We start from the raw sequence: 23,205 nt of genomic DNA on the forward strand, positions 1-23,205 counted from the left end.
CAAGCGAAAGGATTTTTGTATGATATGCCTTACTATATAAGGCGACATCGATGATTTTCTGAGGAATCGAAAATGCTGAACAATATAGACCGGCGCATCCTGGAAATACTGCAGGGCGATGCGCGCATTTCGCTGAAAGACCTGGCCGCGCAAGTCGGCCTGTCCTCTCCCAGCGTCTCGGAGCGCTTGCAGCGCCTGGAAGAGCGCGGCGTCATCCGCGCCTTCACCATCGATATCGATCCGCAGGCGCTGGGCTACCAGCTGCAAGCCATCGTCCGCATCCGCCCCTTGCCCGGCAAGCTGCTGATGGTGCAGAAGCTGATCGAGCAGACGCCCGAGTTCTGCGAGTGCGACAAGGTGACCGGCGAGGATTGCTTCATCGCCCGCCTGTTCGTCCGTTCGATAGCCCAGCTCGACCAGATCATCGACCGCATCGCCGACAAGGCCGAGACCAATACCGCCATCGTCAAGGCGCAGCCGATCAAGCGCCGGCCGCCGCCGTTCGGGCTGGCCTGAGCGCCCTGTTTTTTACTCGTCGCTGAGCGCCTCGAAGCGCTGCGCCAGATAATCCACCAGGCTGCGCACCGACGGCAGCAAGCCGCGGCGCGACGGAAACACCACGTGGATGATGTCCTTGCGCGGCGCCCAGGCGGGCAACAGGCGCAGCAGACTGCCATCCGCCAGCTGTTCGCGCACCATCATGCTCGGCAGCTGCACGATGCCGACCCCGGCCCGCGCCGCATCGCGCAGGGCGATCATGTCGCCGCTGAGGAAGCGCGGCGTGTGATGCACGCTGGCTTGCGCGCCGTCCGGGCCGAGCAGGTTCCAGACATGGACCTGCTGCGGCGCGCCCAGCGCCAGGCTCGGCCAGTCGTTCAGGTCGGCCGGCGCACGCGGCAATGCGCGCCCAGCGCACAGCAGGCGGCTGGCGACCAGGCACTGGCCGCGTTCGGCCAGCACCCGCAGCACCAGGTCGCTGTCGGCCAGCGGCGGCGGCCGCACACGGATCGCGATATCGATCGCTTCCGCCACCAGGTCGACGCGGCGATTGGTGGCTTCCAGATGTAGCGTGACGCGCGGATGGCTGACCATGAAATCAGCCAGCATGACGCTGACATTCGCCTGCAGCAAAGTGACCGGGCAACTGATGCGGACGATGCCGCGCGGCTCGGCGCGGGTAACGTCGATCGCATCCTGGGCGCACTCGGCTTCCACCAGCATCGCCTTGCAATGCTCGTAGTAAGTCTGGCCGACTTCCGTCACTGAAAAGTGACGCGTGGTACGTTGCAGCAGCCGCACGCCGAGCCGTTCTTCCAGCAACGCGACGCGGCGGCTGAGCTTGGACTTGGGCATGCCGAGCGCCCGCCCGGCCGGGGCGAAGCCGCCATGTTCGACTACCTGGGCATAGTAGTAGAGGTCGTTCAGATCCTGCATCCGACTCCTTCATTGTTCACAATATGGAACACTGAAGATGAATTTTACACTCTACCGCCACCATCGTTCCTGTCCTATCATTCCTGCATCAACAATTTTTGCAACCTTTGCAAGGAGATGGAAATGAAAAAAGTCCTCGGCGTCTATAGCGCACCTCGTCCACACTGGGTTGGCGACGGTTTTCCGGTGCGTTCGATGTTTTCCTATGACAGCCACGGCAAGCAGTTGAGCCCGTTCCTGCTGCTGGATCACGCCGGACCTATCGATTTCAATCCGGCCAAGAAACCGCGCGGCGTCGGCCAGCATCCGCATCGCGGCTTTGAAACCGTGACCATCGTCTACAAGGGCGAAGTGGCGCATCGCGATTCAACCGGCCAGGGCGGCCTGATCGGTCCCGGCGATGTGCAGTGGATGACCGCCGGCGCGGGCATCCTGCACGAAGAGTTTCACTCGGAAGCGTTCACCCGCAGCGGCGGCGCCATGGAAATGGTGCAGCTGTGGGTCAACCTGCCGGCCAAGCACAAGATGACGGCGCCTGGCTACCAAGCCATCCGCAACGCCGACATCCCGGTAGTGGCTTTGCCGGACCAGGCCGGCACAGTGCGCGTGATCGCCGGCAGTTTCGACGGCCATGCCGGGCCTGCGCATACCTTCAGCCCGATGAACGTGTGGGATCTGCGGCTGGCGCAGAACGGCGTGACGGAACTGACGCTGCCGGACGGCTGGAACTCGGCGCTGATCGTGCTGCGCGGCACGGTGCTGGTGAACGGCGAAACCGTCAGCCGCGAATCGCAGATGGTCCTGCTGGACGCCAGCGGCAGCAAGGTCGCGCTGGAGGCCAACAACGACGCTGTGGTGCTGCTGCTGAGCGGCGAGCCTATCGATGAGCCTATCGTCGGCCATGGTCCGTTCGTGATGAACAGCGAGGAAGAAATCGTCCAGGCCTTTACGGACTTCAAGAATGGGCGGTTTGTGCCGGCGCCGCAATAATCAGCTGGCTCGCATGTTGTAAGCAATATCCTGTCGGCCTTTCTGGCCGCCAGGATTTTTTTTAATCCCGCCTGACCCGCGAAAACCATTGCCACAATGGCACTTCCCGGCAAGCGCAAGACGCCTCCATGCCCCACTCCGGTGCAACATGCATTGCCAACCCGCCAATGCATGGCTATCGCTAACATTTTGTTGGTGCTAAAACCCAACTGCGAATAAACTTCATCCTTTGAGATGAAATTTCATCCCTTGGGATGGAAGCAACCGTCATCCAGGCAAGCATTGCCCATCAAAATTAGCAATCTGAAAACTAATTCAGCGCGCCCTTAAGCTTGGTGAAAGCAAACACCAATATCATGTGGCGGCACCGACCAACGCATCAACCGCTAGGAGAGTTACAGTGACTGCAAGTAAATCGACCATCATCTACACCCTGACCGACGAGGCGCCGCTGCTGGCGACCGCTTCCTTCCTGCCTATCATCAAGACTTTCGCTGCACCGGCAGGTATCGATGTCGTCAAGAGTGATATTTCGGTGGCAGCGCGGATTCTTGCCGAATTCTCCGACAACCTCAAGCCTGAGCAGAAAGTGCCGGACAACCTGGCTGAACTGGGCCGCCTGACCCAGCTCCCGGAAACCAACATCATCAAGCTGCCTAACATCAGCGCCTCGGTGCCGCAACTGATCGCGGCGATCCGCGAACTGCAGGCCGGCGGCTACAACATCCCTGATTTCCCGGAAGATCCGAAGTCGGATGAAGACAAGGCGATCCAGAAGCGCTATTCGAAGATCATCGGCAGCGCCGTCAACCCGGTCCTGCGCGAAGGCAATTCCGACCGCCGCGCACCGGCCGCCGTCAAGCGCTACGCCCGCAAGCACCCGCACTCGATGTCCAAGTGGAGCCCGGCTTCGCGCACCCACGTCTCGCACATGCACGGCGGCGATTTCTACGCCAGCGAAAAATGCATGACGCTGGCCGAAGCCTGCGACGTCCGCATGGAACTGGTGACCAAGGCCGGCGAAACCGTCGTCCTGAAGAACAAGGTATCGCTGCTGGCCGGCGAAATCATCGACAGCATGTTCATGAGCAAGAAGGCCCTGTGCGCCTTCTACGAAGAACAGATGGAAGATGCGCGCGAAACCGGCGTCATGCTGTCGCTGCACGTCAAGGCGACCATGATGAAGGTGTCGCACCCTATCGTGTTCGGCCACGCCGTGAAGATCTTCTACAAGGAAGCCTTCGCCAAGCACGGCAAGCTGTTCGAAGAACTCGGCGTGAACGCCAACAACGGCCTCTCCAGCGTCTACGAAAAGATCGCCACCCTGCCGGAATCCAAGCGCGATGAAGTGATCAAGGATCTGCACGCCTGCCACGAACACCGTCCGGAACTGGCGATGGTCGATTCGGCCAAGGGCATCTCCAACCTGCACGCGCCGAACGACGTCATCGTCGACGCTTCGATGCCTGCGATGATCCGCCTCGGCGGCAAGATGTGGGGCGCCGACGGCCGTCCGAAGGACACCAAGGCGGTGATCCCGGAAAGCACTTTCGCCCGCATCTATCAAGAGATGATCAACTTCTGCAAGACCAACGGCGCTTTCGATCCGACCACCATGGGCACCGTGCCGAACGTCGGCCTGATGGCGCAGAAGGCGGAAGAATACGGTTCGCACGACAAGACTTTTGAAGTGCCGGCCGACGGCGTGGCGCGCATCGTCAAGCTCGACGGCAGCGTACTGCTGGAACAGAACGTTGAAGAAGGCGACATCTGGCGCATGTGCCAGGTCAAGGACGAGCCGATCCGCGACTGGGTCAAGCTGGCGGTGAACCGCGCGCGCCTGTCGGGCATGCCTGCGATTTTCTGGCTGGACGAGTACCGTCCGCACGAAGCCGAGCTGATCAAGAAAGTCCGGGCCTACCTGAAGGAATACGACCTGACGGGCCTCGACATCCAGATCATGTCGCAAGTGCGCGCCATGCGCTACACGCTGGAACGCGTGATCCGCGGCAAGGACACCATCTCGGTCACCGGCAACATCCTGCGCGACTACCTGACCGACCTGTTCCCGATCATGGAACTGGGCACCAGCGCCAAGATGCTGTCGATCGTCCCGCTGATGGCCGGCGGCGGCATGTTTGAAACCGGCGCCGGCGGCTCCGCGCCTAAGCACGTCAAGCAGCTGGTGGAAGAAAACCACTTGCGCTGGGATTCCCTGGGCGAGTTCCTGGCGCTGGCGGTATCGCTGGAAGACATGGGCATCAAGACTGGCAACAACAAGGCCAAGATCCTGGCGAAAACCCTGGACGACGCCACCGGCAAACTGCTCGACAACAACCAGTCGCCATCGCCGCGCACCGGCGAGCTGGACAACCGCGGCAGCCAGTTCTACCTGGCCCTGTACTGGGCGCAGGCGCTGGCGGCACAGACCGAAGACAAGGAACTGCAGGCGCATTTCGCCGTCCTGGCCAAGACCCTGACCGAGAACGAGCAAAAGATCGCCGCCGAACTCAAGGATGTGCAAGGCCATGCAGTGGATATCGGCGGTTATTTCCTGCCCGACCCGAAGAAGATGGAAGCCATCATGTGCCCAAGCGCGACCTTCAATGCTGCGCTGAGCGCTGCGCGCGTCTGAAGGTAAAGCCGGCAGACGGATCTGCGCAGTGCGGCGGATCCATGCCGGCAAGCCGCGGTCGCCGGATGCAAATCCGGCACGTATGAAAAACGCCCCGTTCGCGTGAGCAAACGGGGCGTTTTTTTGTATCCGGCTAATGAGTGATGTGCTGCCTTTAACGATGTGCCGCCAATGACGGCATCTTTACCGATAAAGGAGATGACTCCCGGAACCCAGTCCTATCTGGAAAGTGGCCCCGGCGAAAGGTGAATCAACTCGTTTATCGGCTCCTGCAAGGAAAGCAGCGACGCTCAAACAATGCTGCCGACGGCAGCATCCATACCGATAAAGGAGAAGACTCCCGAAACCCAGTCCTATCTGGAAAGTGGCTCCGGCGAAAGGTGAATCAACTCTTGTATCGGTTCCTGCGAGGAGAACGACAAGGCCGCGATAGCGGCAACTCCATGGAAATCATGCAGACGTGAAAACACCACGTTGCACATCAGGAGAAAAATCAAGGTGGGATTTTCTTACTGAACCGACCAGGAAGGTAAGAACCTTCCTGGCCTGGCATTTGGAGCGGGAGAAGAGGCTCGAACTCTCGACCTCAACCTTGGCAAGGTTGCGCTCTACCAACTGAGCTACTCCCGCGTAAGGAGTTTTTGGAGGCGGGGGTCGGGATCGAACCGGCGTAAACGGCTTTGCAGGCCGCTGCATAACCACTTTGCTACCCCGCCAGGGGTGTTGCGCCAAAATACTAAATCAATATCGGTGTATCACCTTCTACAACCAATATCTCGTTCAAGCTTAATAAAAAAAGGAAGCTTTACCAGCTTCCTTTTTTTGAATCTGGAGCGGGAGAAGAGGCTCGAACTCTCGACCTCAACCTTGGCAAGGTTGCGCTCTACCAACTGAGCTACTCCCGCATTTTGTTTCTTTTTACTACGCCATTTCCGCATCAACTACAGAGACGACATTATAGTTGATCTACAGAGTTTGTCAATGAAATTTGAATTTTTTCACCAACTTTTTTCAAATCACCGACTTTTACTTCACTGCTTGTTGTTTTCGCTGCTTACTGCTGTGCTTTCTTTAATCAGCGGCCAAGCTTTACGCAAATAGTAAAACATCGACCAAACCGTGAGCACCGCCGCAATCAGCAAAAGCACCTGTCCCCAGAAACGAGTGTTGATGCCAAACAGATCGCCATAATACAACAACATTGGGATTGCTACCATCTGTGCGGTGGTTTTAATTTTACCGATGGAGCTGACCGCCACCGATTTCGAGGCGCCGATCTGCGCCATCCATTCACGCAAGGCGCTGATCGCAATCTCGCGGCCGATGATGACGAAAGCGATGATCGGATCGACCCGCCCCAGATGCACCAGCACCAGCAAGGCGCCGGCCACCATCAGCTTGTCCGCGACCGGATCGAGGAAGGCGCCGAAGGCCGAGGTCTGGTTCCAGCGGCGCGCCAGGAAACCGTCGAACCAGTCGGTGACAGCGGCGACGATAAAGATGATGGTCGAAGCAAGGCCTAGCTGCAATGTCGTAAAACCGAGATCAGGAAGATAGAAAACGCCGACCACCAGCGGGATCAGTGCAACCCGCAGCCAGGTCAGTAAAATCGGAATATTGAATGGCATAAATAAGGCATAAATAGTTTTATTGGTAAGGAAGCCGCTGCGCTAATTATCTAGGAGTATGGAGCTGTTGGGAAATAAATCCTGCAAAAGCAACAAGTAGCGCTTCAATTGCAACACATGGCCGATTAAAACTTGATTTGCACGATGCCTCCAAGGTAAATATCCGGCGCCAGCGTCAATGCAGCTGGCGGTAGATTTCCTCCGCCAGCTGGCGCGAAATGCCGTCCACCGAGGCGATATCCTCGATGCTGGCGTCGGCCACGCCGCGCAGGCCGCCAAAGCGCGCCAGCAGTTTCTGGCGGCGTTTGGCGCCGATGCCTTCAATCTCTTCCAGCCGCGAGCTCTGGCGCGCCTTGGCGCGCTTGGCGCGCATGCCGGTGATGGCGAAGCGGTGCGCCTCGTCGCGGATCTGCGCGATCAGCATCAGGGCTGCAGACTCCTTGCCCAGCTCGCGCGCCGCGCGGCCGTCGGCAAAGATCAGGGTTTCCAGGCCGACCTTGCGCCCCTCACCTTTGGCCACGCCGACGATCAGGCTGATGTCCAGGCCCAGTTCGGCCAGCACCTGGCGCGCCATTTCCACCTGGCCCTTGCCGCCATCGATCAGCACGATATCCGGCATGACGCCGTCACCGTTCGCCACTTTTTCGTAGCGGCGCATCAGCACCTGGCGCATCGCCGCGTAATCGTCGCCGGGCGTGATGTCCTTGATGTTGTAACGGCGGTATTCGCCATTCTGCATCGCATGGTGATGGAACACCACGCAAGAGGCCTGGGTCGCTTCGCCCGAGGTGTGGCTGATGTCGAAACACTCCGCGCGCAAGCCGTCGATATCTTCCACTTCAAGCCCGAGCACTTCGACCAGAGCGCGCGTCCTGGCTTGCTGCGAGCCCTGCTCCGACAATAGCCGCGCAAGCGAAATCTCGGCGCCCTTGTGCGCCATTTCCAGCCACTGGCGGCGCTGGCCCTGCGGCTGAAACAGCAGGTTGATGCGGTGGCCGCATTGCTCCATCAACGCCACCATCAGCGCCGGTTCATCGAACTCGGTGTTGAGGATCAGGATGCCGGGAATGAACATGTCGATATAGTGCTGCGCCAGGAAAGCCTTCAGCACCGCCGCCTCGATAGACTCGCTGGCAAGCTCTTCCGGATTGGACAAGGCGCCGTCGACATGGCTGGGGAAATACGCGCGGTCGCCCAGGTGGCGGCCGCCGCGCACCATCGCCAGGTTGACGCAGGCGCGCCCGCCCTGGACGATGACGGCGATGATGTCGATATCGCTGTCGCCCACGGTTTCCATGCTTTGCTGGTGCAGCACGCGCGACAGCGAAGTGATCTGGTTGCGCACGCCGGCCGCCTGCTCGAATTTGAGTTCGGCGGCATAGGCATGCATCTTTTGCTCAAGCGCGGACAGCACTTCAGTCTGGCGGCCGCGCAGGAACTTGGCGGCATTGTCGACATCGGTCTGGTAGTCTTCATGGCTGACCAGCTTGACGCAGGGCGCGCTGCAGCGCTGGATCTGATGCAGCAGGCAGGGCCGCGTACGGTTGGCGAACACGCTGTCTTCGCAGGTGCGCAGCAGGAATACCTTCTGCAGGATCTGCATCGATTCCTTGACCGCCCAGGCATTCGGAAACGGACCGAAGTACTGGTTCTTCTTGTCGACCGCGCCGCGGTAGTAGGCCATGCGCGGATATTCCTGGTTGCTGATCTTCAGGTAGGGATAGGACTTATCGTCGCGGAACAGGATGTTGTAGCGCGGCTGCAGCGACTTGATCAGATTGCTTTCCAGGATCAGCGCCTCGGCTTCGCTGCGCGTCACCGTGGTCTCCAGCCGCGCGATGCGTTCCACCATCATGGCGGTGCGCGGACTGGCCAGGTTCTTCTGGAAATAGCTCGAGACGCGCTTCTTCAGGTCGCGCGCCTTGCCGACATACAGGATATTGTCGGCGGCGTCGAAATAGCGGTAGACGCCGGGCAGGTTCGGCAGCTTGGCGACGGTTTCCAGCACCAGCGCGCGCGGATCGGGTGTTTCAGTTTCGCTCATGGCTGCGTGTTCATTCAGGCCAGCAAGGAGTGCGCGAGCGACCTGGCGCTCTGGTAGCGGCTATCCGCTTGCAACGCTTCCCAGTCCAGCGCGGCGCTTTGCGGCAGCAGTGTCGCGAGGCGCGCGCTCGACGCAACGGCATGGGCGTCGACGGCGATCTCTAGTCCGCTCAGTAGCTGGTCCGCCTTGTCCGGCGAATTGCAGATCAGGACCACATCGCAGCCGGCTGCCAATGCCGCCTTGGCGCCGTCCAGCACGCCGCCGGCGGAACTGGCTGCCTGCATGCTGAGGTCGTCGCTGAAAATCACGCCGCCGAAACCGACATCCTGGCGCAGGATGTTCAGCCATTTTTTTGAAAACCCGGCCGAGTGCTGGTCCACCTTGGAATAGATCACGTGCGCCGGCATCACCGCCGCCAGGCTCATGCCGAGCCAGTCGTAGGGCTTGACGTCCTCTTCCATGATCTGCGCCAGGCTGCGTTCGTCGATCGGCAGCGACAGATGCGAATCGCCTTCGACAAAACCATGGCCGGGGAAATGCTTGCCGCAGTTCGCCATGCCGGCCAGCGCCAGGCCGTGGTTCAGGCTTTTCGCCAGCAGCGTCACCACGCGCGCATCGCGGTGGAAAGCGCGTTCGCCGATGACGGTGGAATCGCCGTAATCGAGATCCAGCACCGGCGTAAACGACAGGTCGACGCCGCATGCGCGCAGCTCGCTGGCCAGCACGAAGCCGACCGCGGTGGCGGCCTTGGTCGCCGCCAGCACATCTTTATCCCACAACTGCCCGAGCAGGCGCATCGCCGGCAGGCGGGTGAAACCGTCAGTGCGGAAACGCTGGACGCGGCCGCCTTCATGGTCGACCGCAATCAGGATGCCGGGACGCGCCGCATGGATCGCCGCAGTCAGCGCGCACAGCTGGGCGCGGTCCTGGTAATTGCGGGTAAACAGGATCACGCCGCCGGTGAGCGGGTGCTGGATGCGGCGGATATCGTCCGCGCTCAGGCGGGTGCCAACGACGTCCAGCATGACCGGACCCAGCGCCGTTTTTGCTACAGGATTGCCACTACTCATTTCTGCTCCACGCGATTTTGTTCCACAATGACAAAGGCGACCGCGTATTCGACCTCATCGGTGATCGACACCTGCGCAGTCAAGCCCTTCTGTTGCATGTATTCTTCCAGCGCCGGATTGACCACCACGATCGGCTTGCCGCTGGGGGCATTCAAGGTTTGCATGGCGCGCCAGGTCATCGGCATCTTCATGCCCAGCCCGAGCGCCTTGGAAAACGCTTCCTTGGCGGCGAAGCGGGTGGCCAGGAAACGAATCCCGCGCGCTTCCACCTTGGCTTTGCGCTGCAGGTATTTTTCCATTTCCTGCGGTCCCAGGATCTTTTGCGCGAAGCGGTCGCCGTTACGCTGCAACGCCGCCGCGATGCGTGGGATCTGGATGATGTCGGTGCCGATGCCGTAGATCATGATGAATTTTTTTCTATTGAAATTTCATAAAACACGACAAAACTACAATCCGGTTTTTCGTCGCGCTTAACAACAAATGCAGCTAACTGGGGTCAGAGTAATTTACGACAATAAAGCCGTCGTAAAAAAACTCTGACCCCAGATGACTCTGTCAGCTTAGCACCATGTTTAATCCGGTTTTGCCAAATTCGCTAGTCGCGCTTTCACCATCAACGCCTTCATTTCACTGACCGCTGCCTGCCAGCCGACGAACACCGCATGCGCCACGATGGCATGGCCGATGTTCAGTTCGGCGATATCCGGAATCGCCGCGATCGCCTGGGCGTTGGTGTAATGCAGGCCGTGGCCGGCATTGACCTTGAGGCCGCGCCGCACGCCCTCTTGCACTGCGCGCTGCACCCGCTCCAGCTCGGCGCGCTGTTCCGCTTCATCATGCGCTTCGGCATAGCGGCCGGTGTGCAATTCGATCACCGGCGCGCCGACTTCGGCGGCGGCCTGGATCTGATCTGCCTCCGGATCGATGAACAGGCTGACACGTATGCCCTCGCCTTGCAGCTGGCGCACCGCGGCCTGCACCTGGGTGAAATATTTCACCACGTCGAGGCCGCCTTCGGTAGTCAGCTCATGACGGCGTTCCGGCACCAGGCAGGAATCCTGCGGCTTGATCTTGCAGGAGAAATCGATCATTTCCTGGGTCACCGCCGCTTCCAGGTTCATGCGCGTGCGCAGTTGCGGACGAATCGCTTCGACGTCGGCGTCGCGGATATGGCGGCGGTCTTCGCGCAGATGCAGGGTGATGGCGTCGGCGCCGGCTTCTTCCGCCAGCAGCGCCGCCCGCAAAGGATCTGGATAAGTAGTGCCGCGCGCATTGCGCAGCGTCGCCACGTGATCGATATTGATGCCAAGGTCGATGATCGACGATGTTGGATTGAGATAGCTCATCGGTTGCTCAGTGTATGGATGGAGTTTATCGAGTATCAAGACTGCATTAATTCTGGCGTGCTGGCAATGCCGGCGCCTCCGGCGATGCCGCCGCATGCCGTTTCCAGTTCAGCACAAAGAATGCCACGGCGCCGGCCACCAGTCCCCAGAATGCTGCGCCGACGCCGAACAGGGTAACACCCGAGGCGGTCACCAGAAAGGTGATCAGCGCGGCTTCGCGCTGGGCGTCGTCAGCCATCGCCATGGTCAGGCTGTTGGCGATGGTGCCGAACAGCGCCAGGCCGGCGATCGCCAGCACCAGTTCCTGCGGGAAAGCGGCGAACAAGGCGCCGACGGTGGCGCCGAACACGCCCACCAGCAGATAGAAGCCGCCGGCCACCACTGCCGCCCAGTAGCGCTTGGCCGGATCTTCATGGGCTTCCTTGCCCATGCAGATGGCGGCGGTGATGGCGGCCAAGTTGAGCGAGAAGCAGCCGAACGGCGCCAGCACCAGCGTGGTCAACCCGGTCCAGGTCATCAGCGGGGAAATCGGCGTGCGGTAGCCGGAAGCGCGGATCACGGCGACGCCGGGCGCATTTTGCGAAGCCATGGTGACCACGAACAAGGGAATGCCGACGCCGATGATGGTCGACCAGGAAAAGCTTGGCATGGTGAATACCGGCGAGGCCCAGGCGAAATGGAAGTGCTCGAAATGCAGCAGGCCGCGGCTGGCCGCCAGCGCGACTCCAATCAGCAGCACGACGATGATGGCGTAGCGCGGCAGCCAGCGCTTGCACAGCAGGTAGACCATGAACATCGCAAACACCATGACGAATTGCGGCTTCATGGCGACGAATACGTTCATGCCGAAATGGGCCAGGATGCCCGCCAGCATAGCGGCCGCGATCGACAGCGGGATCTTGCCCATGGCGCGCTCGAACCAGCCGGTGACGCCGCACAAGGTGACCAGGGCGGCGGCGAACATGAAGGCGCCGATCGCTTCCGCCATCGGAATCCCAGACAGGCTGGTGACCAGCAAGGCGGCGCCTGGCGTCGACCATGCGGTGACTACCGGGGCCTTGTAGCGCAGCGACAAGCCGATGCAGGTCAGCCCCATGCCGAGGCCCAGCGCCAGCATCCATGAACTGATCTGCTGTGGCGTGGCGCCGGCAGCGGCGGCGGCCTGCAAGACGATGACCGCGGAACTCGTGAAACCTACCAGCACCGTGACAAAACCGGCAGCGACGCTAGACCAGGGGAAATTTTTCATCGGCAATCAACTATATATCGGCTACTTGGCTACTTGTTTTCCACTCAATGGCGCGCTCAGCGGCGCTGAGCGGCTGCCCTACAACTGCATCAGGTCTATCAGTATCTGGCGTGTGTTCAATGGCGCCCCTCCGAGATGATGCGCCAGCAGGAAACGCATCAGCACCTTGCTTTGCGCCTGGGTGGCGGGATCGCTGTAGTCTTCGCGCTCCATGTCGAGCAGGGTCTTGCCGCTGACCCGCGGCCAGGCATCGGCCGCACCCGCCAGCCGCGGGCCGCGCTCAGGATCGACCACGTAGCTTTCGGCCGGATCGACCGGCTGGCGGCTGCTGGTGCAACGGGTGAAATCGCCGGCCACGCCAGTCTGCTTGAGCAGCGCTCTTTCGAACTGGCGCAGGACGATGGGGGCCGGCTCCAGATGCGCCAGCTGATTCAGCGTGGTGACGTAATGATTGAACAAGACAGCATGCGGATCGTCGCGCGCCACCAGCTTGACCAGCAATTCATTGAGATAGAAACCGCACAGCAGCGCCGACTTTTCCAGCGGCAGCAAGCCGCCTACCCACTCGGCGGCGATCAAGGTGCGGATTTCGGATTTGCCGCTCCAGCTCAGCGATAGCGGCTGAAAGGTTTGCAGGACGCCGCGCAATTTGGAGAGCGGCCGCTTGGCGCCTTTGGCTACCAAGGCGATGCGGCCATAGTCGCGCGTAAAGACATCGATGATCAGGCTGGTTTCGCGGTGTGGATAGCTGTGCAGGACAAAGCCTGGCTGACCGGTGACGCGGGTATCTCGTTCCGGAATCCGGGCGCGCCGCTTGGGTGCGGCAGCGGCTGCCGTGGCGGCCGGACCGGGGGCGATGCTGATCAACACGGCGGCATCTTCCGGCAGCGCCTGCTCGGCGTCGGCATCAGCGATGATCGCGTTCATGTCTGGCGGTTAGACGTGTGGTGAGCGGGTGGCTTATTCGTAGCCGTAGGCGCGCAATCCGGCTTCGTTGTCGGCCCAGCCGGATTTGACCTTGACCCAGATTTCCAGATAGACCGGACCGCCGAACAGGCGTTCCATGTCGAGCCGCGCCTGGGTGGAAATATCCTTGAGGCGCGCGCCCTTCTGGCCGATCACCATGGACTTGTGGGTATCGCGCTCCACCAGGATCGCCGCAAACACGCGGCGCAGATTGCCTTCCAGTTCGAATTTTTCGATCAGGACGGTGCTGGTGTACGGCAGTTCATCGCCGACGAAACGGAATACTTTTTCACGGACGATTTCGGCGGCAAGGAATTTCTCGCTGCGGTCGGTAATATCATCCTCGCCGAACATCGGCGGATTGGCCGGCAGGTGCTTGCGGATTTCGCCTTGCAGGTTGTCCAGCTGGAAGCGCAGCTTGGCCGATACCGGCACCACCGCGGCGAAATCGCGCATGGCGGCGATCTTCTGCGCGAACGGCAGCAGCACGGCCTTGTCCTTGACGCGGTCCGACTTGTTGATGACCAGGATGCATGGCACATTGGCCGGCAACAGCGCCATCACTTGCTGGTCGGCCGGACCGAAAGTGCCGGCTTCGATGATGTACAGGATGACGTCGGCCGCTGTCAGCGTGGTGGTCACGGTGCGGTTCAGCGTCTTGTTCAGCGCATTCGAGTGACGGGTCTGGAAACCGGGTGTATCGACGTAGACGAACTGGGTATCGGCGACGGTCTGGATGCCGGTAATCCGGTGCCGCGTGGTTTGCGCCTTGCGCGAGGTAATGCTGACCTTGGCCCCGATCAGTTCATTCATCAGGGTCGACTTGCCTACGTTGGGGCGACCGACAATCGCGATATAGCCGCAACGAAAATCAGCTGCCGGCGTTACTGTGGTCGGGGCCTTGGGTGTAGAGTCTGTCATGCGGTTTTCGATTTACTCGTAGTATGGGGTGCTGCATTAGGGGTGGATACAGTCGCGCCGGCAGGATTGCCCGCTGCTGCTGCGACGGCGGTTTCGGTGACGGCATGGGCCGTCGTGCCTGCCTTGGCCGCGGCACTTGGCGCAACGTTTTCGACGCTGCCGTTGGCAGCCTTGACCGTCACCTTCGCAGGCGTTTCGGCCACGGCTTTTTCCTTGGCCGCGGCGCCAGTCTTGGCGTTGGCAACGTCTGCCGGCGCTGCCGCTACCGTTGCGGCAGGCGCATCCGGAGCGTCCGGCTGGATCGTGGCGATGCCGCTCAGTTTCAGCTGCGCAGTACGCGGCTTGGTTTTTTTTGCGGCCGAGGGGGCTTTGACAAAGGCTTTTTGCACCGCTTCCAGGGCTAGCTTGGCTGCCGCCTGCTCGCCGGCGCGGCGGCTGCCGCCGCTGCCGAACACCTGGATATCCAGTTTGGGCACCAGGCATTCGATTTCAAATTCCTGATTGTGCGCGGCGCCATGCGTGGCGACCACATTGTATTGCGGCAAAGCGATCTTTTTCCCTTGCAGGTATTCCTGCAGCAGGGTCTTGGCATCCTTGCCCAGGGTCTTGGGATCGACGGTGTCCAGGATCGGGATATACAGGGCGCGGATCACATCCCGCGCGGCGTCGAAGCCGGCGTCCAGGAAGATCGCGCCAAACAAGGCTTCCAGCGTATCGGCCAGGATCGAAGGACGGCGGAAGCCGCCCGATTTCAGCTCGCCTTCGCCCAGCCGCAGGAATTGCGACAATTCCAGCCTTTGCGCGATTTCGTAAAGCGACTGCTGCTTGACCAGGTTGGCCCGCACCCGCGACAGATCGCCTTCGTCTATCTTGGTGTAGCGGTCAAACAGCAGGGACGCGACCACGCAGTTCAGGATCGAATCGCCGAGGAACTCCAAGCGCTCGTTATGCAAGGTGCTATGGCTGCGATGCGTCAAGGCCTGCTGCAATAAAGTAGCATCCTTAAAAGTGTGGCCTAGCCGATTTTGCAATAACATGAGATCCATTTTTTCGTCGACACCGATAGTCGCCGTCTGCTGCTGTTGTTGTTTGATTATTTTACTGTTTTACTACTTGGCAGTGCTGCCGGCATAGTCGATCAACAGGCTGACCGGTCCGACCAGCGGAATCTTTTTCTGGTACGCAAAGCTGATCTGGATATCGTCGCCGTTCTTGCTGATGTCCAGGTCTTTCCCTGCAATCGCATCGATATAGCCCACTTCAGCCTGCTTGTTAAATGCGTTCTGGATTTCCTGCACCGTAGTGCCGCCCGTCTTGGCGCTGACAATCGCCTTCTTGATAGAAAAATATTCGATCGTGGTCGGCGTCACCTTGGCCACCAGCACGCCGATGCAACCGAGTACCGCCAGAACAACGATCAAGCCAAACAATGTGATGCCTTGCTGCTTGCGTGGTGCTACAGACATTCTTGTCATCCCTGACTCCGCTTTCAATTATTTGATTTATTTAAAGAAAGTACCAATACGCTTGAAATTACCCAGGTTCATCCAGACCAGGAATGCCTTTCCGACAATATTTTCATCCGGCACGAATCCCCAGTAACGACTGTCTTCACTGTTATCCCGATTATCCCCCATCATGAAATAATTTCCAGCAGGAACCGTACAGGTGAAACCTTCCGGGTTGTAGCTACAGGCATCCTTGTTAGGAAAATCCATCACGCCTTCCAGCGAAATCGGCGGCCGGTTGCTGCGCACCGCGATCGTATGTTGTACGTTTGACAAATTCTCTGTGTACTGCTGGGAGTAATCCAGCGTATCTTCATTCAGGTAATCCGGCAACGGCGCATAAGAAAGAGCTTGACCATTAATTGTTAAGCGCTTGTTTTGGTAAGTTATTTTATCACCGGGCACCCCAACCACGCGTTTGATGTAGTCGAGCGACATATCCTTCGGATATTTGAACACCATCACATCGCCACGCTGCGGATGATTCATCTCGATCACTTTTTTATTGATGATCGGCAGACGGATACCGTAAGTGAATTTGTTCACCAGGATCAGGTCGCCCACCAGCAGGGTCGGCACCATCGAGCTGGATGGAATCTTGAACGGCTCGTACAGGAACGAGCGCAGGAAAAACACCATGGCGATCACCGGGAAGAAGCTGCCCGAGTACTCGACCCAGGTCGGCTGCCGCAGCAGGTCTGCTTCCAGCGCGCCGCGGCCGCTGCTTTCCAGCTTGATGCCGTCGGCGCTCAGCTTGGCGTTGCGCGCATCGAATTCAGCCAGCGCGGCGTCAGCTTTGGCGCGGCGCTGCTTGCTCAGGGAGAAGCGGTCATAAAACCAGATGACGCCGGTGACAATGGTAAGGACAAACAGGATTAATGCGAAATTTCCTAAGATCGATTGCAATGTCATTTTTCATCCACTTGTAAGATTGCCAGGAATGCTTCTTGCGGGATCTCGACGGAGCCCACCTGCTTCATGCGTTTTTTACCGGCCTTCTGCTTTTCCAGCAATTTGCGCTTGCGGCTGATGTCGCCGCCGTAGCACTTGGCCAGCACGTTCTTGCGCAGCGCCTTGACGTTTTCGCGCGAAATGATGTTGGCGCCGATGGCCGCCTGGATCGCCACGTCGAACATCTGGCGCGGAATCAATTCGCGCATCTTGGCGGCGACGGCGCGGCCGCGGTACTGGCTGTTGGCGCGGTGGACGATGATCGCCAAGGCGTCGACTTTTTCGCTGTTGATCAGCATGTCGACCTTGACCACGTCGGCCGAGCGGTATTCCTTGAACTCGTAGTCCATCGAGGCATAGCCGCGCGAGGTCGATTTCAGGCGGTCGAAGAAATCCAGCACCACTTCGGCCATCGGAATTTCATAGGTCAGCTTGACCTGCTTGCCGTGATAGCTCATGTCGATCTGCTGCCCGCGTTTCTGGGTGCACAGCGTGATGACCGAGCCCACATATTCTTGCGGCATGTACAGGTTGACCGTGACGATAGGCTCGCGCACTTCTTCGATATTGGACGGATCGGGCATCTTCGATGGGTTGTCCACCAGCATGATGCTGCCATCGCGCTTGACGACTTCGTAGATGACGGTAGGCGCGGTGGTGATCAGGTCCATGTCGAACTCGCGCTCGAGACGTTCCTGGACGATTTCCATGTGCAGCAAACCGAGGAAGCCGCAGCGGAAGCCGAAGCCCAGCGCCTGCGATACTTCCGGTTCGTATTGCAGGGCGGCGTCATTCAGCTTGAGTTTTTCCAGCGAGTCGCGCAGCGCGTCGTACTGATTGGCTTCGACCGGGAACAGGCCGGCAAACACCTGCGGCTGCACTTCCTTGAAGCCGGGCAAGGCTTCGGCCGCGGGCTTGGACGCCAGCGTGACCGTGTCGCCCACCTTGGCTGCCTTCAATTCCTTGATGCCGGCGATGATGAAGCCCACCTGGCCGGCCGACAGCGATTCGCGCGACTGCGATTTCGGCGTGAACACGCCGACGCTTTCGGTCAGATGCTGGGAGCCGGTAGCCATCAGCAGGATCTTGTCCTTCGGGCGCAAGGTGCCGTTCTTGATACGCACCAGCATCACGACGCCGACGTAGTTGTCAAACCAGGAATCGACGATCAGGGCCTGCAAAGGCGCATCCGGATCGCCCTTCGGCGGCGGCACCTTGACGATCAGCGATTCCAGCACTTCGCGCACGCCGAGGCCGGTCTTGGCCGAACAATGCACGGCGTCGTGGGCATCGATCCCGATCACGTCTTCGATTTCGGCAATCGCGTTGTCCGGATCGGCCGAAGGCAGGTCGATCTTGTTCAGCACCGGCACCACTTCCACGCCGAGATCGAGCGCGGTATAGCAGTTGGCCACGGTCTGGGCTTCTACCCCTTGCGAGGCATCGACCACCAGCAGCGCGCCTTCGCAGGCCGACAGCGAACGGCTGACTTCATAGCTGAAATCGACGTGGCCGGGAGTATCGATCAGGTTCAGATTGTAGATCTGGCCATCCATCGCCTTGTACGTCAACGCCGCGGTCTGGGCCTTGATGGTGATGCCGCGCTCGCGCTCGATATCCATGGAGTCGAGTACCTGCGCCTCCATCTCGCGGTCGGACAAGCCGCCGCAAGACTGGATGATACGGTCCGCCAGGGTAGATTTACCGTGGTCGATATGGGCGATGATGGAGAAATTACGGATGTTGTTCATTGACAGACGCGATTACAAAAAAAGCGCTCTGAGCCGGGCTCAGTCCAGTGTCTTGTGTTTGGCGGCACAAAGGAATTTTTGTCCCGGACGCGGCGCGCAGCGAAGCGATAGCGAACTATCGCGGGCATGCGCAACAACGTATGGGGCAAAAAGACGAGCTGTGCCGGCAAGTACGAAACACTGCACTTGTGTCCCAGGCGAGCGCCTTTTATGACAGGTTATTCAGTGCCGCCATTTTACCGGATTTCAGAGGGGAAAACCGACAAATCAAAGGCCTGAGAGTATTGCCTTCCAGTATAACAAGGAAAGCAGATTATCAATATACTCCTACAAGTATCTTAAAAGCACCTTAAAAACAGCGCGGTCCCACGCTATTTTTGAGCATCAGCGCCGGAGTATCGATACACAAGCCGCTTAATGCAAATTAAGCAAGCAATGCCGAGGGACGTCCGTTTATTGCAAATAAATTATGAAATTTTGAGCCGCAAACCACCTGCTTATTCGCTCAAAAATCGCTTTACCGACTCAGCATCAAGGAAATAGTGGCAGAGCTGCGTCGCTGCCTCTCCGTTATTTCTGCCCGTCAGAACCGGCACCAGCTCATCGTATTTCGCCACCAGCGCGGGATCCGCATCGACATCGACCACGTCGACGGTGAACCAGCCCGCATCGTTCCCATCCACGGGCCGCAAGGCCAGCAGAGCCTGCAACATGTCTTCGCAAAGATGGCAGTAAGACCGGCTATACAAGATGAAATGTTTTTTTGGCATGCATTCACGCTTTTAGAACAAAAACCAGGCCGGAAAGCAAAAAGCTGCAGACCATATAGATCTGCAGCCCCAGACAAGAATTACCGGTTAAATCAATTATTTGGACGCAAGGGCACGAATTGCGATGACTCACCGCGTCGCACCAGCAGCACCGCCATTTTCTTCGGCTCCAGCTTGGCCACCAGGACGTTGAACTGCTTGGCGTCCTTGATATCGGTATTGTTCAGGCGCTGCACCACGTCGCCGGCACGCAAGCCGACCTTGGCCGCACTGCCTTCAGCCGATTCGACCTGCACGCCGCCGTCGATGCCCAGCTCTTTCTTCTTGGCGTCGCTCAAATCACTGACGATCAGGCCGAGCGCATTGGCGACCTGCTGCTCCTTCTTTTGCTTGGCATCGTCGTCGCTGGCGACCTTGTCGGCGGCCAGCTCAGTGATGACGATTGGGAAATCGCGGCTGCTGCCCTTGCGCCAGACGCTGATGGTGCCGCGCGCGCCCGGCTTGGCATTGCCGACCAGGCGCGGCAGATCATTGGCCTTTTCGATCGCCGTGCCGTTGAATTTCAAGATGATGTCGCCCGCCTGCAAGCCAGCCTTGGCCGCCGGACCATCCGCCTCAACCCGCGCTACCAGAGCGCCTTCAGCCTTCGGCAGGCCCAGCGACTCCGCCACATCCTTGGTGACTTCGCCGATCTGCACGCCGATGCGGCCGCGCGTCACCTTGCCCGAGGATTTCAGCTGATCGGAGACGCGCATCGCTTCGTCGATAGGCACGGCAAACGAAATCCCCATGAAGCCGCCGGAGCGGCTGTAGATCTGCGAATTGATACCGACCACTTCGCCGCGCATATTGATCAGCGGGCCGCCGGAATTGCCGGGATTGACGGCAACGTCAGTCTGAATCAGCGGCAGGTAGTCGCCGGTGTCGCGCGCCTTGGCTGAAATGATGCCGGCGGTCACGGTGTTTTCCAGGCCGAACGGCGAGCCGATCGCCAGCACCCATTCGCCGGCCTTGATCTTGTCGGAATCGCCCATGGTCAGGCGCGGCAGGTTGGCGCCGTCGATTTTCAGCAAAGCGACGTCGCTGCGGGTATCCGCACCTATCACCTTGGCCTTGAATTCACGTTTGTCGGTCAGCGTGACATAGACTTCGCTGGCGCCGTCGATTACGTGGGCATTGGTCATCACATAGCCGTCCGCGGAAATCACGAAACCGGAACCGACGCCGCGCGGCACTTCTTCCTGCGCCTTCGGATCAACCTTGCGGCCACGCTGGCCGGGGGCCTGCGGGCGCGGCGTATTAGGGATTGGAACGCCAAAAAAACGCCGGAAAAATTCCTGCATCTCGTCGTCGCTCGGGTCGCCTGAATCGCCCTGGCCGGACCTGATCTTTTCGGTGGTGCGGATATTGACTACTGCCGGCCCGGTCTTCTCAACGATATCGGTAAAGTCCGGCAGGCCGGAGACCGGTGCAGCGATTGCCTGGGGGCTGGCGCCGACCATGGCTGGAACAAAAAAAGCGGCAGTCGCGCTGACTGCCATTGCAGATAAAACACCACGAACCGGCCCAAGCATTTTCATAGTCATAAAGTTTTATTTGTTTTTGAGTTCAATCGAATTCGCCACCTGCCTCATCGCTGCTGGCGGCACGTCACCAACAATCGTCAACCAATAATCCCCTTGCCGTTTGCCGACAATATTCAAAGCGCCCTGCTGCAGGGAGCCTTCGGTACGGCTTTGACTGCCCGGCTCGATGAATATCGAAATCGCCACCAGTCCGTCCGAAAAAATCAATTGCGATACTTCACGGCGCGCCGCAGTTGCAGGCACGCTGGCGCTGCTCTTGGCTAGCGGACCGTCAGTCACCAGACGCTTGAGCTCGCGCACCTTCTTGAAACCGGCAGGCATGCCGGTGACGCTCCATTCGTTCAGATTGGCCGGATTGATGACATTGCTTTCCGTATGCCAGCTGCTGGTGTTGCCAAAACTTGGCTTCAGGCTGCGGTGGTCGACATTGCCTATGCCAATCTGGGTAAATGAAATCTGCTCGATAATTTCATTCTTGCCGTTCAGAGTTTGCGCCCGCAACAGCAGGCCGGAATTCTTTTCCGCCCATAGCTTGTAGCCATAGCGCATATTGTCCTTCGGCTCCAGCAGCACAGCCTGGCAATCGAAACCGGCAACCCGCCCGGTCTCGCCTAATTTTATATTGTAATAATCGCTCAAGTCGGACGGCAACGCGGCCAGGATGGCAGGAAAACCATCCTGGGTGACGCGTTTTTCGACGATCTTGGTTTTCGTCTCCGGCATGTAGCCGGTGACGTCTTCATTGCGCCGGATATACTCGCGCGGCTGTCCGTCGAGGATTTCCAGTTTTTCTATCTCATTCCGGCCTTCGAGCACATGCGTAATACGTGAAGTACGTATCTGGTTGGCCTGCTGGTAGATGAAGGTGCCGGAATAGTTCAGCTTTTGCGCCGCCGCCTGGATTTTTTTCAGCAAGGCTTGCGCATCCTGCCTGTCGGCAGCATTTCCGGCATCCGTACCTTCCGCCTGGGCGGAAAGCACTATCATCATCGACAGCAATACTCCCAGCAATACTCCCGGCAAAACTCGCGCCTGCCGCATATTAGTTATCAGCATCAGGTGCAAAAGTGGCTGGCCGGGCATACTGCGCAGCGCTGTAAAGGGAAGGAGAGAAACGTTGATGCGCCGACAGATACTCATCCATCCGCGAATCACGCAAGACTTCTCCGGCATGCGTCATGACACGTACGTCGCCCGCATTATTGGACGCCAGGGCCAGTTGCGGCGCTGCCACCGCAGCAGGAGCAGGCGCTGGGGCGCTGACGATCGCCAGCTGAGGCGAAATGATGAATGCCGCCGCCGCTACCGCCGCCGCCGCCATGCCTGGCAGGGCAAAGCGCTTGATGCTGCGCCTGCCGCCTGCGACAGCGATATGCACAGGCTGGCCGCCACCGACAGCGATCTGTTCAGATGGCTGCGCGGTGACGGCCAACGGCGCTGCAATGATCGTTGGCTCGGCATCGAGCCGCGCCGCCATGCGCGCGGAAAAATCCGAACTCATGGTCAGCGCCATATCGTCGGAACGCAGGATATCGCCTATCCGGTGATAGACATCCCACGCATCGCGGCCGTCGGCCTGGCGCAAAGCCGCCAGCGCCATGTCAATATAGGCGCTGGATAACTCCCCATCAGCCAAGGCAGAAATCTGCTCTTGGGTCATATCTTTGGTATTCATAAGTCACCTTAAAACCTGGCCAACCCCTTCGTTCCCGAAAAACCACTATCTTTTTTACCAACGTTTGTCGATAGCCGTACCCAGCAATGGCCTCAACTTATCTGCGATAGCTTCCCGTGCCCTAAATATCCGACTGCGTACCGTACCTATGGGACACCCCATTGCGTCAGCAATTTCGTCATAACTCAAACCCTCGATCTCGCGCAAGGTGATGGCCGTACGCAGCTCTGCTGGCAAAGCCTCCATTGCAGTATTCACGGTTTGCGCTATCTGCTTGGTGGCCAGCAAAGATTCAGGAGTGTTTATATCCCTTAGTTGCTCGCCGTCGTCAAAAGTTTCTGCTTCTTCTGAATTTGCCTCGGTTGAGGTCGGCGCCCTGCGCCCCTGGGTCACCAAATAATTCTTGGCTGTATTAATGCCAATGCGATACAGCCAGGTGTAAAAGGCCGAGTCGCCCCGGAACTGAGGCAGCGCCCGGTAAGCCTTGATAAAGGCTTCCTGCACAACATCCTCGGCTTCTGCCTGATCGCGCACCAGGCGCGAAACAAGACGCATTAGCTTTCGCTGGTATTTGAGAACCAGCAGCTCGAACGCCTTCTTATCGCCGCGCTGTACGCGCTCGACAAGCAGTTGATCAATTTCGCGTTCTGTCGTCAAACCCCATTCCCTTGTTTTGTTGCG

The 23,205-nt window shown here is 59.1% G+C and carries 21 protein-coding genes and 3 tRNA genes; 3 read left to right on the forward strand and 21 right to left on the reverse strand.

Annotated elements, in window-relative coordinates:
• The first annotated feature begins 72 nt into the window (after nt 1-72).
• On the forward strand, nt 73-516 hold the full coding sequence (locus AC07V8_RS19725; RefSeq protein ID WP_494679410.1) for an Lrp/AsnC family transcriptional regulator: 444 nt from the start codon (nt 73-75) through the stop codon (nt 514-516).
• Nucleotides 517-528: 12 nt separating this feature from the next.
• On the opposite strand, the gene AC07V8_RS19730 is transcribed toward AC07V8_RS19725, so the two are convergent.
• Nucleotides 529-1,434 carry a LysR family transcriptional regulator gene (locus tag AC07V8_RS19730; protein WP_494679411.1) on the reverse strand — a complete coding sequence of 302 codons (906 nt, stop codon included), beginning with the start codon at nt 1,432-1,434 and terminating at the stop codon, nt 529-531.
• Between the two features lie 123 nt (nt 1,435-1,557).
• On the opposite strand from AC07V8_RS19730, the gene AC07V8_RS19735 reads away from it, so the two are divergent.
• Together AC07V8_RS19735 and AC07V8_RS19740 are read left to right on the forward strand one after the other, a co-directional pair.
• Complete coding sequence (locus AC07V8_RS19735; protein ID WP_494679412.1) at nt 1,558-2,424, forward strand: pirin family protein; 867 nt, start codon at nt 1,558-1,560, stop codon at nt 2,422-2,424.
• Between the two features lie 400 nt (nt 2,425-2,824).
• Nucleotides 2,825-5,059 carry an NADP-dependent isocitrate dehydrogenase gene (locus AC07V8_RS19740; RefSeq protein ID WP_494679413.1) on the forward strand — a complete coding sequence of 745 codons (2,235 nt, stop codon included), beginning with the start codon at nt 2,825-2,827 and terminating at the stop codon, nt 5,057-5,059.
• A 554-nt stretch (nt 5,060-5,613) separates the two neighbouring features.
• On the opposite strand, the gene AC07V8_RS19745 is transcribed toward AC07V8_RS19740, so the two are convergent.
• From AC07V8_RS19745 to rpoE, 20 genes are all read right to left on the reverse strand, one after another.
• Nucleotides 5,614-5,689, reverse strand: a tRNA-Gly gene (locus AC07V8_RS19745).
• A 12-nt stretch (nt 5,690-5,701) separates the two neighbouring features.
• Nucleotides 5,702-5,775 (reverse strand) — tRNA-Cys (locus tag AC07V8_RS19750).
• A gap of 113 nt (nt 5,776-5,888) precedes the next feature.
• Nucleotides 5,889-5,964, reverse strand: a tRNA-Gly gene (locus AC07V8_RS19755).
• A 126-nt stretch (nt 5,965-6,090) separates the two neighbouring features.
• A complete protein-coding gene (pgsA, locus tag AC07V8_RS19760; RefSeq protein ID WP_494679414.1) occupies nt 6,091-6,687 on the reverse strand; it encodes a CDP-diacylglycerol--glycerol-3-phosphate 3-phosphatidyltransferase in 597 nt (198 codons plus the stop codon).
• A 175-nt stretch (nt 6,688-6,862) separates the two neighbouring features.
• A complete protein-coding gene (gene uvrC / locus AC07V8_RS19765; protein ID WP_494679415.1) occupies nt 6,863-8,731 on the reverse strand; it encodes an excinuclease ABC subunit UvrC in 1,869 nt (622 codons plus the stop codon).
• A 14-nt stretch (nt 8,732-8,745) separates the two neighbouring features.
• Nucleotides 8,746-9,801, reverse strand: a complete 1,056-nt coding sequence (gene nagZ / locus AC07V8_RS19770; protein WP_494679416.1) for a beta-N-acetylhexosaminidase — start codon at nt 9,799-9,801, stop codon at nt 8,746-8,748.
• On the reverse strand, nt 9,798-10,205 hold the full coding sequence (gene acpS, locus AC07V8_RS19775) for a holo-ACP synthase (RefSeq protein WP_211473375.1): 408 nt from the start codon (nt 10,203-10,205) through the stop codon (nt 9,798-9,800). The genes nagZ and acpS overlap by 4 nt, the downstream gene beginning before the upstream one ends.
• Nucleotides 10,206-10,373: 168 nt before the next feature.
• Nucleotides 10,374-11,147: a pyridoxine 5'-phosphate synthase gene (gene pdxJ / locus AC07V8_RS19780; protein ID WP_494679417.1), complete on the reverse strand. Its 774-nt coding sequence runs from the start codon at nt 11,145-11,147 to the stop codon at nt 10,374-10,376.
• Between the two features lie 46 nt (nt 11,148-11,193).
• Entirely contained in the window at nt 11,194-12,396 is a 1,203-nt protein-coding gene (locus AC07V8_RS19785) for a benzoate/H(+) symporter BenE family transporter (RefSeq protein ID WP_494679418.1), read from the reverse strand.
• Nucleotides 12,397-12,474: 78 nt separating this feature from the next.
• Entirely contained in the window at nt 12,475-13,323 is an 849-nt protein-coding gene (gene recO, locus AC07V8_RS19790; protein WP_494679419.1) for a DNA repair protein RecO, read from the reverse strand.
• A gap of 33 nt (nt 13,324-13,356) precedes the next feature.
• Nucleotides 13,357-14,283, reverse strand: coding sequence for a GTPase Era (gene era / locus AC07V8_RS19795; protein ID WP_211442032.1), 927 nt, complete (start codon nt 14,281-14,283; stop codon nt 13,357-13,359).
• Nucleotides 14,280-15,329: a ribonuclease III gene (gene rnc, locus AC07V8_RS19800; protein WP_494679420.1), complete on the reverse strand. Its 1,050-nt coding sequence runs from the start codon at nt 15,327-15,329 to the stop codon at nt 14,280-14,282. The genes era and rnc overlap by 4 nt, the downstream gene beginning before the upstream one ends.
• Before the next feature lie 63 nt (nt 15,330-15,392).
• A complete protein-coding gene (locus AC07V8_RS19805) occupies nt 15,393-15,758 on the reverse strand; it encodes a DUF4845 domain-containing protein (RefSeq protein ID WP_494679421.1) in 366 nt (121 codons plus the stop codon).
• Between the two features lie 27 nt (nt 15,759-15,785).
• Nucleotides 15,786-16,703 (reverse strand): signal peptidase I, encoded by a 918-nt coding sequence (lepB, locus tag AC07V8_RS19810; protein WP_494679422.1) that lies wholly within the window; start codon nt 16,701-16,703, stop codon nt 15,786-15,788.
• Complete coding sequence (lepA, locus tag AC07V8_RS19815; RefSeq protein ID WP_494679423.1) at nt 16,700-18,493, reverse strand: translation elongation factor 4; 1,794 nt, start codon at nt 18,491-18,493, stop codon at nt 16,700-16,702. Before lepA ends, lepB begins: the two co-directional genes overlap by 4 nt.
• Nucleotides 18,494-18,990: 497 nt before the next feature.
• The gene (locus tag AC07V8_RS19820; RefSeq protein ID WP_494679424.1) at nt 18,991-19,263 is read right to left on the reverse strand and encodes a glutaredoxin family protein; all 273 of its coding nucleotides are present in this window, start codon (nt 19,261-19,263) and stop codon (nt 18,991-18,993) included.
• A gap of 92 nt (nt 19,264-19,355) precedes the next feature.
• Entirely contained in the window at nt 19,356-20,804 is a 1,449-nt protein-coding gene (locus AC07V8_RS19825; protein WP_494679425.1) for a DegQ family serine endoprotease, read from the reverse strand.
• 51 nt (nt 20,805-20,855) lie between these two features.
• Nucleotides 20,856-21,890, reverse strand: coding sequence for a MucB/RseB C-terminal domain-containing protein (locus tag AC07V8_RS19830; RefSeq protein WP_494679452.1), 1,035 nt, complete (start codon nt 21,888-21,890; stop codon nt 20,856-20,858).
• Between the two features lies 1 nt (nt 21,891).
• The gene (locus tag AC07V8_RS19835; RefSeq protein WP_494679426.1) at nt 21,892-22,524 is read right to left on the reverse strand and encodes a sigma-E factor negative regulatory protein; all 633 of its coding nucleotides are present in this window, start codon (nt 22,522-22,524) and stop codon (nt 21,892-21,894) included.
• Nucleotides 22,525-22,578: 54 nt separating this feature from the next.
• Nucleotides 22,579-23,181, reverse strand: coding sequence for an RNA polymerase sigma factor RpoE (rpoE, locus tag AC07V8_RS19840; protein WP_211442039.1), 603 nt, complete (start codon nt 23,179-23,181; stop codon nt 22,579-22,581).
• Nucleotides 23,182-23,205: the final 24 nt, after the last annotated feature.

This window comes from Collimonas sp. GW821-FHT02H07 (assembly GCF_059421505.1).